20 protein-coding genes are annotated in these 16580 nt (G+C 40.2%); 5 read left to right on the top strand and 15 right to left on the bottom strand.

Annotated elements, in window-relative coordinates:
• Positions 1–35: 35 nt before the first annotated feature.
• The 3 genes from PR699_RS04860 to PR699_RS04850 all read right to left on the bottom strand — a co-directional run bounded on the left by PR699_RS04860 (position 36) and on the right by PR699_RS04850 (position 2768).
• Positions 36–368: an SMR family transporter gene (locus PR699_RS04860; protein WP_004920375.1), complete on the bottom strand. Its 333-nt coding sequence runs from the start codon at positions 366–368 to the stop codon at positions 36–38.
• Positions 369–513: 145 nt separating this feature from the next.
• Positions 514–1722: a sugar transporter gene (locus PR699_RS04855; RefSeq protein WP_014656081.1), complete on the bottom strand. Its 1209-nt coding sequence runs from the start codon at positions 1720–1722 to the stop codon at positions 514–516.
• A 188-nt stretch (positions 1723–1910) separates the two neighbouring features.
• On the bottom strand, positions 1911–2768 hold the full coding sequence (locus PR699_RS04850; protein WP_014656082.1) for an NAD(P)H-hydrate dehydratase: 858 nt from the start codon (positions 2766–2768) through the stop codon (positions 1911–1913).
• Positions 2769–2911: 143 nt separating this feature from the next.
• Here PR699_RS04850 and PR699_RS04845 point away from each other — a divergent pair, with 143 nt between their 5' ends.
• Positions 2912–3133, top strand: coding sequence for a DUF2594 family protein (locus PR699_RS04845; protein WP_014656083.1), 222 nt, complete (start codon positions 2912–2914; stop codon positions 3131–3133).
• 6 nt (positions 3134–3139) lie between these two features.
• Here PR699_RS04845 and PR699_RS04840 read toward each other — a convergent pair whose 3' ends face one another.
• From PR699_RS04840 to PR699_RS04815, 6 genes are all read right to left on the bottom strand, one after another.
• Complete coding sequence (locus PR699_RS04840) at positions 3140–3262, bottom strand: hypothetical protein (RefSeq protein WP_004920387.1); 123 nt, start codon at positions 3260–3262, stop codon at positions 3140–3142.
• A gap of 48 nt (positions 3263–3310) precedes the next feature.
• Positions 3311–3592 carry a hypothetical protein gene (locus PR699_RS04835; protein WP_004920390.1) on the bottom strand — a complete coding sequence of 94 codons (282 nt, stop codon included), beginning with the start codon at positions 3590–3592 and terminating at the stop codon, positions 3311–3313.
• Positions 3593–3821: 229 nt separating this feature from the next.
• On the bottom strand, positions 3822–4703 hold the full coding sequence (gene htpX / locus PR699_RS04830; RefSeq protein ID WP_014656084.1) for a protease HtpX: 882 nt from the start codon (positions 4701–4703) through the stop codon (positions 3822–3824).
• A gap of 172 nt (positions 4704–4875) precedes the next feature.
• Positions 4876–6918 (bottom strand): carboxy terminal-processing peptidase, encoded by a 2043-nt coding sequence (gene prc / locus PR699_RS04825; RefSeq protein WP_004920397.1) that lies wholly within the window; start codon positions 6916–6918, stop codon positions 4876–4878.
• A 19-nt stretch (positions 6919–6937) separates the two neighbouring features.
• The gene (gene proQ / locus PR699_RS04820; protein ID WP_004920399.1) at positions 6938–7630 is read right to left on the bottom strand and encodes an RNA chaperone ProQ; all 693 of its coding nucleotides are present in this window, start codon (positions 7628–7630) and stop codon (positions 6938–6940) included.
• 111 nt (positions 7631–7741) lie between these two features.
• A complete protein-coding gene (locus tag PR699_RS04815) occupies positions 7742–8224 on the bottom strand; it encodes a GAF domain-containing protein (RefSeq protein WP_004920404.1) in 483 nt (160 codons plus the stop codon).
• 136 nt (positions 8225–8360) lie between these two features.
• On the opposite strand from PR699_RS04815, the gene yebS reads away from it, so the two are divergent.
• From yebS to PR699_RS04800, 3 genes are all read left to right on the top strand, one after another.
• Positions 8361–9587, top strand: a complete 1227-nt coding sequence (gene yebS / locus PR699_RS04810; protein ID WP_014656085.1) for a membrane integrity lipid transport subunit YebS — start codon at positions 8361–8363, stop codon at positions 9585–9587.
• Positions 9562–11901, top strand: coding sequence for an MlaD family protein (locus tag PR699_RS04805; RefSeq protein ID WP_014656086.1), 2340 nt, complete (start codon positions 9562–9564; stop codon positions 11899–11901). Before yebS ends, PR699_RS04805 begins: the two co-directional genes overlap by 26 nt.
• A gap of 147 nt (positions 11902–12048) precedes the next feature.
• Positions 12049–12282, top strand: a complete 234-nt coding sequence (locus tag PR699_RS04800; protein WP_004920410.1) for a DUF1480 family protein — start codon at positions 12049–12051, stop codon at positions 12280–12282.
• A 372-nt stretch (positions 12283–12654) separates the two neighbouring features.
• On the opposite strand, the gene PR699_RS04795 is transcribed toward PR699_RS04800, so the two are convergent.
• The 4 genes from PR699_RS04795 to ftnA form a co-directional block, all read right to left on the bottom strand.
• On the bottom strand, positions 12655–13002 hold the full coding sequence (locus PR699_RS04795; protein WP_004920411.1) for a DUF2511 domain-containing protein: 348 nt from the start codon (positions 13000–13002) through the stop codon (positions 12655–12657).
• Between the two features lie 41 nt (positions 13003–13043).
• A complete protein-coding gene (gene copD, locus PR699_RS04790) occupies positions 13044–13940 on the bottom strand; it encodes a copper homeostasis membrane protein CopD (protein WP_004920413.1) in 897 nt (298 codons plus the stop codon).
• A 2-nt stretch (positions 13941–13942) separates the two neighbouring features.
• A complete protein-coding gene (gene copC, locus PR699_RS04785; protein WP_004920415.1) occupies positions 13943–14329 on the bottom strand; it encodes a copper homeostasis periplasmic binding protein CopC in 387 nt (128 codons plus the stop codon).
• A gap of 190 nt (positions 14330–14519) precedes the next feature.
• A complete protein-coding gene (gene ftnA / locus PR699_RS04780) occupies positions 14520–15023 on the bottom strand; it encodes a non-heme ferritin (protein ID WP_004920416.1) in 504 nt (167 codons plus the stop codon).
• Between the two features lie 393 nt (positions 15024–15416).
• Between ftnA and PR699_RS04775 the strand changes: the two genes are divergently transcribed.
• Positions 15417–15647 (top strand): DNA polymerase III subunit theta, encoded by a 231-nt coding sequence (locus PR699_RS04775; protein ID WP_014656087.1) that lies wholly within the window; start codon positions 15417–15419, stop codon positions 15645–15647.
• Between the two features lie 80 nt (positions 15648–15727).
• Here the strand turns inward: PR699_RS04775 and yebF are convergent, their stop codons facing one another.
• On the bottom strand, positions 15728–16093 hold the full coding sequence (gene yebF / locus PR699_RS04770; RefSeq protein ID WP_004920419.1) for a protein YebF: 366 nt from the start codon (positions 16091–16093) through the stop codon (positions 15728–15730).
• A gap of 177 nt (positions 16094–16270) precedes the next feature.
• Positions 16271–16456: a YoaH family protein gene (locus PR699_RS04765; protein ID WP_004920422.1), complete on the bottom strand. Its 186-nt coding sequence runs from the start codon at positions 16454–16456 to the stop codon at positions 16271–16273.
• Positions 16457–16580: the final 124 nt, after the last annotated feature.

The following is a 16580-nucleotide window of genomic DNA, read 5'->3' as shown; positions in this document are numbered from 1 at the left end:
CTAATCCCCATCCATAACTGTTTCTGTTCCCTGAATCAGTGAACACTGCTTTTAGAAAACAGATTGATGACCAAAACACCGACTATGATTAATAGCATACCAATAATTGCAGGTAAATCGAGTTTCTGTTGATAAATAAATATTGCAGCGACCGAAACGAGTACAATGCCTAAACCGGACCAAATTGCATAAGCTATCCCTAAAGGGATCAATTTAACCACTTGGGATAATCCCCAAAAAGAGACCGCATACCCAATGACGACAATCAACGATGGCCAAAAACGACTAAAACCATCTGATGCCTTTAATGTCGTTGTAGCAATCACTTCTGCGACTATAGACATCAATAAAAAACCTAGCCCCTTCATCAAGTCACCTTTTTATTATCTAACTTTATCAAAATGATAAGAAATTTAGCATAGTTATCAATTGCTGTAATGACCAAATATAAAAAAATACCCTGCAATAGAATCATTACTATTACAGGGGGATTAAACATGTTAAGTAGTTTATTTAGTGTGCCATTGGCGCTGTTTTAACTTGTTCGCGAAATGACGCGCTATAGCGTCTAAATATAAAAGTACACCAAATTAATGAGATCAAGCCAAATATCGCCCCCACATAACCGATACTTGCCATCCCCATATGCACAATCACTTGGTTACCGAGCAAAGCACCACCACCGATACCAATATTGAAGATCCCCGAATAGATTGCCATTGCAAGGTCAGTGGCATCCGGTGCAAGATCAATCACCTTCACCTGCATACCCAAGCCCACGCACATGATGGCGATCCCCCAGAATATGCTTAAGATAACCAGCCAGCTTACATGACCACTGATTGGCATTAACAATAATAAACATATCGTCAAAACAGCAATCGCCACAGGTAGAAATGATAGTGTATATTTACCACTATAACGGCTAAAGATCATGCTCCCCGCAATCCCCGCCACACCAAAAATCAGCAATAATAGGGTTGCAAAATTTTGGCTCTGTAGCGCGATATCGCGAACAAAAGGTTCGATATAGCTGTAGGCGGCAAAATGCGCTGTGACGACCACGACCGTCAGAACAAACAATCCGACTAACGCTTGGCGTTTAAAAAGTACTGGCAAGCTTTTTAATGAACCTGAATGCTCACTCGGCAATTTAGGTAAAAAGCGAATCAATGCAATCATGGTTAATAATGCGATAGCACCAATACATAAGAAAGTGACACGCCACCCTAATAACTGACCAATAACACGCCCTATTGGTAAACCTAACACCGTTGCTAACGCAGTACCTGTCGCTAATAAACCTAACGCTTGAGCCTTTTTACCCGCAGGTGCAACGCGGATAGCTAACGAGGCGGTGATCGACCAAAATATCGCATGCGACAATGCAACCCCTACTCTCGCCACAATCAAAACTTCAAAATTCCATGCAAAACCAGAAAGGATATGGCTTAAAACAAAGACAATAAATAGTAATGCTAATAACTTACGCCGTTCAATTTTGCTCGTAAGTAGCATCAGCGGCAATGACATAATCGCCACTACCCACGCATAAATGGTGATCATCAATCCGGTATGGGCTACTGTCATGTTAAAACTCGCCGCAATATCACTCAGTAATGCAACGGGAACGAATTCGGTGGTATTGAAAACAAATGCGGCGACCGCTAGTGCCACAACTCGGATCCAAGCTGTTTTTCTAGAAACCTGTGTCATTGTCATTGCTTGCGCCTTTGTTGATATCAGCAAAAACCCATCCCCCAATCAAAAGCTGATCGGTATAGAAGCCACGTTATTGGATTTAAGCTGAGGTTTGATATTGCTTCGTTTCAAGGATTGAAAAGCAATCTAATTTATGTGAATGGTATCACATTTTTCTCAGATATTTAAAGTGAGTCAATGCGAGAACATCAATAAAAAGTTGCTCTATTTCTGATAGCTCGCGCCTCATCAATGATTTCATGAGCCGTTAACCCAATAGGGCCTATACCTTTTTCTATTAGTAAGTCTGCCGCTTTACCATGCAACCAAACGCCGGCTCTCACCGCTTCTTCAATGGGTAATGATTGCGCCAATAAACTGCCGATAATCCCTGATAACACATCCCCACTCCCCGCTGTAGCTAACCCACTATTACCCGTTTCATTGCGCCAAGTTTGGCCATTGGGGGCAGAAATTATTGTATGGTGACCTTTTAACACTACCCAGCAACCAAACCGCTGGCTGAGATGTTGCGCGGCACTCAACCTATCCGCTTGTATCGCCGTGACTGTTGTTTGTAACAACCTTGCGGCTTCTTTAGGGTGCGGCGTGAGTACTGTTTGTGATGATAAGATTTGAGATAGGGGCATCTGAGCAAGTAGATTCAGGCCATCAGCATCAATTAACACGCTTTGCTGCTGTTCAACAAATGATAATGCTCTATTTATCAATAATTGCGCATCTGAAGATACACCTAAACCACAACCAATAACCCATGCTGTTGGTGTTTCACCATTTATTACTTCATTGGCTTGGCGCAACATTAATTCGGGGGCATGCTCTATAAGTTGCAATGTGAGTGGCGATTGATTAAACCCAATAATCACTTTGCCACAGCCACTTTTGAGCGCGGCAACGCCAGCAAGTACGCAAGAGCCGGTCATTCCTGCACTACCACCAATAATATTTAGCGTTCCAAACGTGCCTTTGTGACTCTGCTCTGGTCGAGGCTTAACAAATAAAGGGAATTGCTCTGCTAGCCACTGTTTTTCTATTAAAGTTAACATCACTAATCCTTTTGATATTGCATTGCGACCTTTTAATTCCTATCTGAATTCTTCATCTTAATTCATCATGTTATGGCGCAATCTATAACCTTTCTATGATACAATATTAGCAAACTCACGAATTTTTAAAGGATACTTTATTAATGAAAGCACATTTTCCAACTCAACCTGATGTGAATGAATTAGCAGCAGAAGTGACCTGTATAAAAAACCTGCTTGCACATATGCTCAAAGCAATTGGTCAAGCTGATGCAGGTAAAATTCTGATTAAAATGGAGCGTGAAATTGCATCGATGGAAGATGAAAAACAAGCTGAGACTTATCGTAATACGCTTGAACAGATCAAAGCAGGTTTTCGCCAATAGATTATTTTAACGATAAGTGCTATTTAAGGGGCTTTGTTGTTCAATTACACTTAAAACTGCACAAATAACTAAATATCCTTTATCGAAATAATTTATCTTTGCTCTCGAATTAAACCATTCTTTATTCATTTAGCTCCCCCTTCAAATCTCTATGAAGGGGGCTTTTTTTATTCTAGATTAATCTTTGACTTTTCCGTTATAAATATCTTGGCAATGTTGGATATATTTTTCCAACGTTATTTCGCCAGATGGGTCACGGTGCGCTTTTTGTTCTTCAAAAGCCCATACAGTAAAAGCCTGACCTAAATTAGCACCGGACATTCCTACTTCTTTATACATGCGGTGATAAAAACCCGTTGGAGATTGGTAAATTTCAAATTTAAAGGGAACTAAGCGCGCTGGATTTTCTACCGTCATAAACTCATTGCCAAAAACCAACGTTTTTACAAGTATGTCCATTTTATATCCTTAATATTATCTAATTCTGTTAAGGCTCATTTTCATCATTTCTTCGTTCATCATAGACCCTTCATCTACCTGACCCCAAAGAAAATCTACGAAATTCCACTTAAAGAATACACTAATTTGATCTGCATTAAATTAATTTTTGCCCATAATAAAAAACCCATGATAGATTTTTCACTACCATGGGTTTTCATCAATTTTTATGGCTAATTAGCCAACTTAACTATTTCAAATATTCGCCAGAACGTAGCGCTTCAATACGTTTATCTAATGGCGGGTGTGACAAGAAAAGTTCACTAAATGCTTTGCCACGACCATTGATACAAAACGCCATTAAACGGCCTTCTTCTTGTGGTTCATAACTGGTTTTCAGACGTTGCAACGCAGCAATCATTTTTTCTTTACCGACCAACTTCGCTGAACCAGCATCTGCATGGAATTCACGATAACGAGAGAACCACATGGTAATAATGCTCGCTAAGATACCGAATACAATTTCTAATACCATTGAAACGGCAAAGTAAACCATTGGGTTACCGTTACTGCTTTCGCTTTCATCATCATTGCTCGACATAAAGCCAGAAACGAATTGAGCGATGATACGGGAAATAAAGATCACAAACGTGTTCACAACACCCTGTAATAGCGTCATTGTCACCATATCGCCATTTGCAATATGACTGATCTCATGAGCAATAACCGCTTCTGCTTCATCACGGCTCATATTTTCTAGTAAACCCGTGCTAACCGCTACTAATGATGCGTCACGACGTGCTCCTGTAGCAAATGCGTTAATATCCGGCGCGTGATAAATCGCAACCTGTGGCATTTGAATACCCACTTGCTGAGCTTGGCGGCTTACCGTATTGATTAACCATTGCTCAGTTTCATTGCGGGGCGATTCAATCACTTCTCCACCAACCGATTTAAGTGCCATCCATTTTGACATTAACAGCGAAATAAACGCACCACCAAAACCAAATAGGCCAGCCATAATCATCAGGCCTTGAACACTGCTCCCTTTAACACCTGTTAAGCTTAAAATTATCCCAAACACAAACATAACGGCTAAGTTTGTGAGTAAGAATAAGGCAATTCGCATCATCTTTTTTTGATTCCTTGGTAAAAATAAATATCACGAAGAATTTAGGGTATAAATAAGGTTTTTTCATACTTTTTCAAGTGTTTTAACACGAAAAAACCAAAAATTAACATAACTTTACACAGGCTATGAAAAAGGCCAGCGATTGCTGGCCCTAATTTACTGTTTAACCAAATTATTTTTTATTTGGCAATAAATGGGTATCAGGATTAGCAAGATCAATAGCAATTTTAACTGTTTCGTCCAAATACGGGTCAGGCCCTTCGTAATCCTTAGGTAAATCATCAATTGACTTCAATAGAGGCTTACCTTCTTTTGCATTACGCTCATTGATACGTTTTAGTTTCGTTGCTTCAATTTCATTATCTTCCTTCAGACGTTGTGCATAATTTAACGAAATAAGATTTTTACTCTCTTTATTCGCTTTATAATGTGCAATGTCCTCATCGATATACTTAAACTCTGTATCTTGGCTAATACGTGCTAAGTGTTTAGTTTTTAAGTCTGATAAATCGGAAGTCACATCCCCGACCTTGCTATAATTGGCAGGCGGAATACTATCCCATGGCAATGCGTTATCTTCAAAGCTTTCCCCCGTTTCAGCAGGATCTTGCCCTGTAGGCATAACAATATCCGGTGTTACCCCTTTACGCTGAGTACTGCCACCATTAACACGGTAGAATTTTTGAATGGTGTATTGCACTGAGCCTAATGCAGGCCAATCAGGCTTCAGCATTTGGTCATAAACACGACTCAAACTTCTATGTTGTTGAACAGTCCCTTTACCAAAAGTTGGTTCGCCGACAATCAGCGCCCGACCATAATCTTGCATTGCCGCCGCAAAAATTTCAGAGGCGGAAGCACTAAAGCGGTCAACAAGAACAACTAACGGCCCTTTGTAGTAAATGACATCGTCATCGTCTGCATCCTGACGCACTTGCCCATTATTGTCACGGACTTGCACAATTGGCCCTTTAGGAATAAACAAACCGGATAATGAAACGGCCTCTGTCAATGCACCACCGCCATTACCTCGCAGGTCAATAACTAGGGCAGAAACGTTATCTTTCGCGATTTTCTGTAGTTGCGTTTTAACGTCATTGGTTAAACCAACATAGAAACCCGGAATATCTAGTACGGCGACTTTTTCATTCCCGACTTTTTTAATGTTCAGTTTAACGGCACGATCTTCTAAACGAATTTGTTCACGAACGATAGTGACTACATGGGGCTTAGCCCCTTTTGTGTCAGATACCACTTCCAAACGGACCTTACTTCCTTTAGGCCCTTTGATCAGTGCGACCACATCATCGAGTCGCCAACCAACCACATCAACCATCGGCTTACCAGTTTGGCCTACACCGATAATTTTATCGCCTACTTTTAATTCTTTACTTTTTGCTGCCGGCCCACCCGCAACCAATGAATTAATCACTGTATTTTCATCGTCTTGCTGCAAGACTGCACCAATCCCTTCTAACGACAAACTCATTTCAGAATTAAACTGTTCAGTATTGCGCGGAGAAAGGTAGCTGGTATGAGGGTCGATTTCACGAGCAAAAGCATTCATGATTAATTGGAAAACATCTTCACTTTGCCCTTGCGTCAAACGTCTTAAAGCAAAGTTATAACGCTTAGTGAGTTTTTCCTTAATCTCTTTATCATCTTTGCCCGATAGCTTCAGGTTCAGCCAATCATACCTGACCTTTTGATCCCAAAGCTTATCTAATTCTTGCTTATCTTTTGGCCAAGGCATTTTACTACGATCGACTTCAATAAAGTCATTCGCATCAAAATTCATTGGTTGCTCAAGACGAGCTAATGCATATTGGAAGCGTTCAAAGCGTCTTTTCTGAGAAAGGTTGTACAGGTCATAGAACGTATCTAGTTTTCCATTTTCCAGCCATTCACCGACTTTAGCTTTATCTTTTGCATACTCATCAACATCTGACTGAAGCAAAACGTTATGACCGTAATCCAACATATTCAGATAACGATCAAAAATTTTACCGGAAAACGCTTTATCCAAATCAAATTGGCGATAATGAGAGCGGGTAAACCTAGATGTTACCCTTTCACTTACTGTGCCATGCTGAGTATCCTGTTTTAATACAGGTAACTGAGCAGCAGTGAACTGTGTCACTGCTTGAGGATTCGCAATTGCACTACCAAAAGTGGCAACACTAACGACTAATGCAATCTTTAAAAGTTTGTTCATGCCCTGATTGACCTCCGTATCAGAACTTTAAATGTTCCGCGCGCACAATCATTGCCATTCCTGTTGGCAACTGAACTCTGACACCATCTTTAGCAATTTCCAGCACAGACGCATCCATCAGACTTGTACCAACTTTCACTTTCAGAGTCTGGCCGACCTGAAGTGCGTTAATATCAGTCACTGATTTCAATTTTTGCTCTGGAGATGCTGCACCACTACGGCGCTGAGGTTTAGTCGAAGAGTTTTGTGGGCGTTCTTTATTTTCTGACTGGCGATGGCGCGGCGCTTTGTCTTTTGCTGCTGCCGGATTGCGGGTGTTTTTATCACCTGATTTTTTGGCTGCTGGTCGTTTCTGCGCTTTTTGCTCTGCACGTTGCGCTTGAACTCGAGCTTTTGCCTCAGTCAATTGTTGACGAGCATGCGTAATATGCTCCGCCTCTAATTCACCACAATCATTACCATCTAAGTCAACGCGCTTAGCGCCTTCTTTAACACCGTAGAGATAACGCCAGCTAGAGGTATACATACGCAATGCCGAACGCAATTGCGTTTTGCTAATACCATCTTCTTCGGTCAAACGCCCTACGATATCTTGAAAAATTCCGACTTTTAACGGACGTGCTTCGCCTTCAGCGATAAAACAGCGTGGAAAACGCTCAGCCAAAAACGCGATAACTTCTTTACTACTATTCAACTTAGGTTGATTTTCCATGAAATTTCCTGATAACAACGATTTTGCCAACCAGCACGGGCATGAACAAGCCGACATTATAATAGCGTTGCAGACAATTGCCACGTTCCTATTAAGTTAACATACCAATATTTAATGATAATTTGGCATCGAACACATTGCCAGATGTTGACACAACTGGCTTACAAGATGTTTTAAACCAATTTCATCATTTTGATCAAAGTGATTGAAATTTGGACTATCAATATCCAGCACGCCTAAAACCTGACCATTAACTTCCAATGGAAGCACGATTTCGGCATTACTTGCCGAATCACAGGCTATATGACCAGAGAAAGCATGCACATCATCAACACGCTGAATTTTATTTTGGCTATATGCCGTACCGCAGACACCTTTGCCAAACGGTATTCTGACACAGGCTATCTTTCCTTGAAAAGGACCAAGCACTAACTCTTGTCCACTTCTTAAGTAAAAACCCACCCAGTTAATACCTTCTAGGCGCTCATACAACAACGCGCTTGTATTCGCCAAACTTGCAATTAAATCATATTCTCCTGCCAATAGTGCAGACAAACTATCTGAAAGTTCGTGATAATACTTGTTTTTATCCATAAAATTTTCTTGTAATAATTAAATGATGCAATAGAGTAAACAATTTGTGCACCCTGTAGGTTAGCAAGTTGTCACTAAGCCGTAAATTTTTTTACACTAGATTACACGCGCGGCTAACAACTCCATGAGTAAAACAATGAATCACATTAATCATAGTGACATAATTTCGCAACACTGCTGCTATTGCAATCTTAAATTATCTATTCCTTCACATGATACTCAACAGGTTGTGATATGCCCACGTTGCCACAGTCAGCTTGACGATGGCCGTTCTTGGTCACTAAACCGCTTATTTATTCTTTCTATTACATTATTAATGTTGGCACCTATCGCATTTTGGCAGCCATTGATATCAATCCATTTATTGGGAACACAAATCTATGCCAACGTGATCGAAGGTATTAGGCTCATCAATTCTCAAGGTGACCCATTCACTGCGAGCATTATCGCCTTCTGTGCCATCGGCGCACCTCTGCTTTTGCCGATTTCTATCGTTTATCTCTATATAGGAAGGCGTGTTCGCCTAAATCTACGCCCCGTCTTACTGATACTAAGTCGTTTAAAAGAATGGGTTATGTTGGATGTCTATCTTATTGGATTGGGGATTGCTGCAATCAAAATGCAAGATTACGCCAGCGTATTTTTGGGAAATGGTTTAATCGCTTTTATTACCATGACAGTAATTAGTCTGTTAATATTAATCCACCTAAATGTCGAACAACTTTGGCAGCTCTTCTACCCTAAAAAAGAGCAAGCTAATGACCCTCATGCTTTAACATGCCAAGCTTGCCACTATACCGGGCCTGCAAATTCACGAGGAGTCTGCCAACGCTGCCATCGCCCCTTACACTACCGCGAACCATATAGCCTACAAAAAACATGGGCCGCACTGATTGCAGCGATGATCTTGCTTTTTCCTGCTAACTTAATGCCAATTTCCGTTGTCTATCTTAACGGGCAACGCATGGAAGACACCATTTACTCTGGTGTCGTTTCATTAATTGAATCAGGTAATTGGCCCATTGCTATCATTGTTTTTATCGCCAGTATTTTAGTGCCTTTTATTAAGATCCTGATCATGATTTTACTGTTATGCTCCATTCAACGTTGCAGTCAGACGGATCCGGTATTGAGGATGAAGTTATTAAAATTTGTGACATGGATTGGCCGTTGGTCAATGCTGGATTTATTTGTTATCGCACTCATGATGACGCTGATTAACCGTGATCAGCTAATGTCTTTTACTATGGGCCCTGCCGCATTGTTTTTCGGTATCGCTGTAATTTTAACCATACTCGCTGTCGAGTGGCTTGATAGTCGTTTAATTTGGGATTCTTATGGAAAATCAAAATCAACAAAATGAACCTGTAGAGCAAGAACAAGAGGCGATTTTACGTAAACGAGCACGTATATCACCCTTTTGGCTATTGCCTCTTGTCGCTGTGTTTATCGCAGGTTGGTTACTTTTCCAACATTGGTTGGAACAAGGTACTGAGGTGACAATTGAATTTTCCTCTGCTCCCGGTGTAGTTTCAGGTAGAACACCGATCCGCTACCAAGGTGTCGAAGTTGGATTGGTGCAATCTGTCACCGTTAGCCAAGATATGAAGAAAATTATTGTTAAGGCCAGTATCAATAAAGATATGAAGCCCGCACTCACCTCTGGCACCAAATTTTGGCTCGTCACACCTAAAGCCTCATTAGCCGGTGTTTCTGGCTTAGATGCACTTGTTGGCGGTAACTACATCGGTATGCAACCTGGGGCTGGTGAAGAGCAACACAACTTTATCGCTCAAGACTCCCCGCCACAACTACAAACCGAAGAGGGGCAATTACTCATCTATCTCACGGCTAAAGACTTAGGCTCATTGCATGAAAACTCACCGATTTATTATCGCAAAGTGCCCGTTGGTTATATTTCTGACTACACGATTTTGCCTAATGACCAAGGGGTTTCTATCGCCGCCATAATAGAAAAACGGTATACCCGATTAGTGAGAGAAAACAGTCAATTTTGGAATGTTTCAGGCTTCCAAGGCGGTTTTGATTTAAAATCTGGTGTGAATGTCAAAATGGAAAGCCTTTCTGCTGTAATCAATGGTGCTGTTGCATTTGATTCACCGACTAATAGTGCCCCAGCACAGGAAGGGCAACAATTTGTTTTGCATCCAAACAGGCATGATATTGGACAGGATGAACAGCAAAATAAAAATAGTTTAGTGGTTTCATTATGGTCTCCTGACACCTATGGCGTCGATGCCAGACAACCTATCGTTTATCGTGGAATAAAAATAGGTGAAGTGTTACAGCGTAACTTACTTGATGATAAAGTTACCTTCCAAGTCGCGATTTTGGATGAGTACCGCCATCTTATCCGTAACGATACCAAGTTTGTTGCCAATAGCCGCGTTGATGTCCAACTTGGCTTAACGGGGATCCAGTTTCAAGGTGCAACGCCGCAAGAGTGGTTAGATGGTGGAGTTCATTTATTGGTTGGAAAAGGTAAAGAGCCATTGCCTGAAACGTTCCCATTATATCGAAGTGATGATAATGCTAAGGCGGGTATAACAGGTTCATCACCCACCACCACAATTACATTAAACACTAACACCCTTCCTGATATTCAGGCAGGTTCAGTAGTACTTTACCGCCAATTTACTGTCGGTGAAATAGTCTCAATTAACCCAACCAAAGACGGTTTCGCGGTTAATATTCATATTTCTAGTCAATACCGTCATCTACTAACAGATAAAAGCGTCTTTTGGGCAGAAGGCGGCGCTAAAGTCAAACTCAATAGCAGTGGATTAACCGTTCAGGCCGCTCCTCTTACACGAGCAATTAGAGGTGCCATTAGTTTTGATAATATTCCAACGGCCAAACTTGATAGTGCAAGGCAACATACCCTCTATCCAAACGAAACTGCGGCAAAAGCCATTGGGAGTGTCGTAACTTTAACCACTTTTGATGCGTCTAAATTGTCAGAAGGGATGCCGATTCGCTATTTAGGTATCGATATTGGACAAATCGATTCATTGAAATTATCGCCAAATAACCGCGAAGTGAATGCACGCGCGATCCTTTATCCAGAGTATGTGCAAGCTTTCACGAAGAGTGGCAGTCGCTTTGCTATTGTCACACCAGAGCTTTCTCCTTCTGGCGTCAATAACCTCGATACCTTGATCCAACCTTATATCAGTGCCGAGCCAGGACGAGGAAATAGAAATCGTTACCAATTTGAACTACAAACGGCCAATATTACAGACTCGCGTTACTTAGATGGCTTAACAATTATATTAGATGCCACCGAAGTTGGCTCTATTCAGGTTGGAACCCCTCTTCTCTTTAGGGGAATGGAAATTGGTACAGTTACTGGTTTATATTTGGGAGAGCTTTCCGACCGCGTATATGTTGCGACTCGAATTGGTAAAGAGTTCCAATACCTGATCCGCGACAATACCCAATTTTGGATCTCTTCAGGTTATAACCTCTCCTTTGGCCTCACAGGCGGCATGATCAAGAGTGGCACCTTCAAGCAGTTTGTTCGGGGAGGTATCTCCTTGGCGACCCCACCAACGGTGCCTCTCGCGCCGAAAGCGAAGCCAGATCAGCATTTCATTCTAAAATTAGAACCTCCTAAAGACTGGTTAGAATGGGGAACATCTATCCCTAAACAGTAATCACTAGAAAGGTGCATATTTTAACAATATTGCACCTTTCTTTTAACTCGCCCTTAAAAAACATTTTGGAAATCGATTCCATTTGTACTATGCTTAATTTTGTTGAGTCGTAACGCCACAGCTACACATTAATCGAGAGGTAACATTATGCGCATAGTTAATTTGAAAATATCTTCCTATGAAATCAATGACGCCATCATGTCAGATCATAAAAGTGATACCCTCAGTATACCTTGTGACTCTGATACTGAGTTTTGTATGCAATTAGATGGTTGGGATGAAAATACCAGTATTCCTGCACTCATCAATGAGAAACCCGTTCTGTTATACCGTCATCGTTATGACAAAGATAATCATCATTGGGTGATGAGAGTGGCTTAATTGATGAAATCACTATTTGGTGGGCTACAAACAACAGGCAAAAAAAGAGGCCTGGTAGATTCCGATTACCGGGCCTTGGGAAATGGCTCTGGCAGAGCCGTGCGCTAAAAATTGCCATTGAGACGTAACAAAGTACAATTTAATACTAGCTTGCTAAACGCACTCTTACCATACTAATTATCAATTATTTTACATATTATTAACACAATTTATTTCTTAATATTCCAATATCGAGCTATTTGATTGATAGGTACACCCTATATCGATGATAAGTACAACCTTTCAACTTTTTGTTGATAATAAAAAATGCCACAAGTTATAAGCATAATCGCCTATAACCTATGGCATTGTTCTTCTTTAATAAAGATGAGGTTACGAGTTGTTACACAGCTTCTTCGCCGCTAATTTGAGTGGTTCTACGCGCTCTTCCGCGCTTTTTTCCGTCTCAATTGGCTTTAATAAAATATCGATCGGCTGTGCTTTGATCTCTTTTTTCTCCATTTGAGCCTGTGCCACATCATTGAGTGGGTACTGCATGAGTGTGGCAGGGTTGATGACAATCAGTGCACCATTACTTCTACATTCCAGCATCACTTCTTCTCGGGTAAATGGCCAATCATCACCAAACTGCTTTTTACTTACTGTCTCAATGGGTGCCGCAGCCACCGTAAAGCTAGTACTTGCCAGTAATACAGAACACAGCGCTAATTTCAGTTTCATACAACTTACCTTGTTAAAACATCAAGTTCACTATCAGGTGATTATACAGGTTGATAGGTCGCAAAAATAGCAACGGCTAAAATTGCCGTAGTACCTAACAGTAGCTCAATCCAACTATTAATAATCAAATACTGTAACCGCCCTTTTCTTTTAATATTCGGAACCAGTATATAGCGGTTCACTAAGGCTAAAATGACCATTAGTGCAACTAAGCTGATTTTTAACCAAAGCCACGATTGGTATTCTGAACCGGTATAATTAAACGGCCAATTTGGCAGTAATGTCATCGAGCTGATTATGCCTGTCACCACAACAATAACGACAGCAACGTGCCCTACACGAGAAAAACGGATCAAACTAGCAAAAATTTGCTTATCTAAGCCTGGCGCTAATTCTTTTTTATCTCGCAAGAACTGAATGCAAATCAAAAACGGCCATAATCCGCCAAACCAATAGGCTGAACTTATAAGATGAAGAAATTGATTTAAACGGTTTAACGCCCCAATGACACCACCATACATCGCGGCATGGCCAATCAAGGCATGTAAACCGAGGAGCACAATAGAAAGTAGTAATAACAGATAAAGCCGGATATTTTGTGAACGGATAAAAATCACACCTAATGTGATGACAGCAAACACCAATTCCCAACGCCAAACCAGCCCAAACGTTGTGCCAAATACACTTGACCAAATATCAAAGTCTAGTGCTTCTTCCCAGCCATCCCCCATCAGCCCAGCTTGGGCAGCCATCCAGCCAAAGGCTGTAACCACGGTGACTACTGCACTAAAGATAATCGCTCGATTAAGATAGCGACGAAGGATTTGACTAAAAGCACCCACACTTAATATCGCTGCGAATATTGACATTCCACACATCAACATCGCAGCAATAAAATGGGAAAAGCGTATAACTGTATAAAATGCCTCTAAAGACATGATTATTTCACAGTAAAGCTATATTCGCCTTTCGTTTTATGACCATCAACGGATACCACACTCCAATTTACATCATACTTTCCTGCTTCTAATTTGCTTTCAATTGGAATGATAACCTTGGTGTCATTGTTTGAATCTAACGCAGGCTTGCCTGTTTTCACGACGCTGTCATTAGGCCCCGTCACTTTCACTTTTGCAAAATTAATCTCAATACCTTCAGAGAAATTAAGGGTGATTGACTCAGGAGCCTTTTCAACCGCCGCACCTTCTGCTGGTAGTTGATCTTTTAAGTGCGCATGAGCGAATGCCTGTTGAAATGACATACCTAAAAATAGGACTGCAACAGCACTCAATTTACGCCAAGATGATTTGATTTGATAGATTGCCATAATTAGTAACCCCTTAATTTGCAGGTGAATTTGGATTATTTAGCAATCATTATACGAAAGAAACAAGCTTTCGCTGCCAAAAAATGAATTTGGCTGTTGAAGATGTGATTATCAACACAAAATGAAAAGAAAAAGGCTCATGAGCATTGAAATTAATCACTACAAATCATGAACCTATTGATGTTTTATATTAAACGTGGGCGGATGTAGACATATTTTTTAAATCTTTATCCAATAGGAACAGCGCTTTGCCACTTTCACCGACCATATCCAATTTGTCTAAGATTGATTTGAACAATTTCTCTTCTTCGTGTTGTTCAGCAACATACCACTGTAAGAAGTTAAATGTGGAATAATCTTGGGTAGTGATGGCTAAATGAGCCAGTTTATTAATTTCCGCAGTAATTTGTTGCTCGTGCTGATAAGTCAGCGTAAATACATCACCGATTGATTTGAAATCAACAGGAGGCGCGGCGATTTGACCTAATTTTGGCAGTGCACCAGTATCGCTAAGATAGTCAAATAAACGCTGCATATGCTCCATTTCTTCTTGAGAATGTGCTTTTAAAAATGCCGCAGCACCTTCAAAACCTTTATCGCTACACCATGCGCTCATCTGTAAATATAAATTCGCAGAATAAAACTCGAGGTTTAACTGCTCATTTAATTTATTGATCATGTCATTCGTTAACATATTTTCTTTCCTTAGTTATCAAGATTAATGCTTTTATTATGCACATTCTAAAAATAATTAAAACCCTAAAACAATAATAAAACAAAAAAATACAATTTACTGATAATTAATAACTTTTTGTAAAATTAATAATAATCAATCTCATTATCCTTAGTGGTATTTACTTGTGTTTTAATGAAAAAAATTATCATTGTTATTTAATAAAATAATACATTCTCATTATAATCAATAGTTGAGTTATTAAATATAATCTTACGTGAAAATAATTATTTCTCTCAATCAATTCAAAATATTATTTCCCTATATTTACGCCATAAGTAACGAGGCAGCTAGTGATTTTTTCCGATAAATTGCTACACTACCCCCTCTACATTGAAGTGATTGAGAGTGGATATGAGTCATAACCTTGCATTGTTACCCAAAGACGAAATGGATAAAGTCAATGTTGACCTACAAGCCTCGGGGGTTGCCTTTAAAGAGCGCTATAATGTTGCCGTGATCGCAGAAGCTGTCGAGCAGGAGCAACCTGAGCACCTTAGAGCCTATTTTCGTGAACGGTTAGCCCACTACCGCCAGCTTTCACAACATTTTTCTCGTCTACCCTACGAGCCCAAAAATCGCTAAATATGATTTTTAGGCACGAATAACTAAAAAGGAGAAGCATCACTTCTCCTTTTTAGGACATCGCTACAAATCGAGATAGATTATTTTACAGAGTGATATGTAATAGTGGATTTTTCACAATCAACAGTCACATTATATTGCAGATCTTGCTTAGAGCCTCTGACTGTTAATGGCACTTGGTAACCCGTCTCTGTTTTCGTCACATCTTGATTATTAACCCATGCGACGGCTTTTTTACCAACTAATGCCTTTTCTTCTGCCCAACGTGGCAAGCGATTATTCATAAAATCGTTTTTAACTTGTGCAGCAATTTGAGGCTCTGCCAATTTTCCACAACTAATAAACGGAGCCGCTTTACCTTCTTCTTGGTTGGCGCTGAATGCAATCGAACTAAATAACAGTGCGCAGCCACCTAAAGCAAAACCAATTTTCTTACCAGCCTTCATGCTTCCTCCGATCCCTATAAAAATGTTGGGTAACAAATTATATCAGTGACCATAGTTAATTTTATACGACATTTATCTAATATAACTAAAATAGTAGAAATAATTATAAACTGCCAGAATGGTATGACTTAACTAATATGTATCAGATTTTAGCATAAATGTTAATAGTTTGTTTTGTTAACGTTCATTTTCTTCATCAAAACGTACTTGGATCTGCTCTTTATCTTTGTATCTTTCACGGATTTCCTGTGCAACGAGCGCAATCGCTTCTCCGCTACTCATCCCATCAGCCATTAATTGGTGGATACGTTCAACCGCTTCTTGCTGTTGTTGATGATTAAGCGCTGGCATACCTGAAAACATGTCAAAACCCCTTCTTAACTGGTTAGTTTTAAATCGTGCGGAGAGAAAATAAAAAATTTTAGCTTAATTTTAACAGCTCTTGGCTTCTTAAGATAAGATATATGCTAATCTGGTTATCAGTTCT

Origin of the sequence: Providencia sp. PROV268 (assembly GCF_028477805.1) — a bacterium.
GTDB lineage: Bacteria > Pseudomonadota > Gammaproteobacteria > Enterobacterales > Enterobacteriaceae > Providencia > Providencia stuartii.
This window is presented reverse-complemented; position numbering and strand designations above follow the sequence as displayed.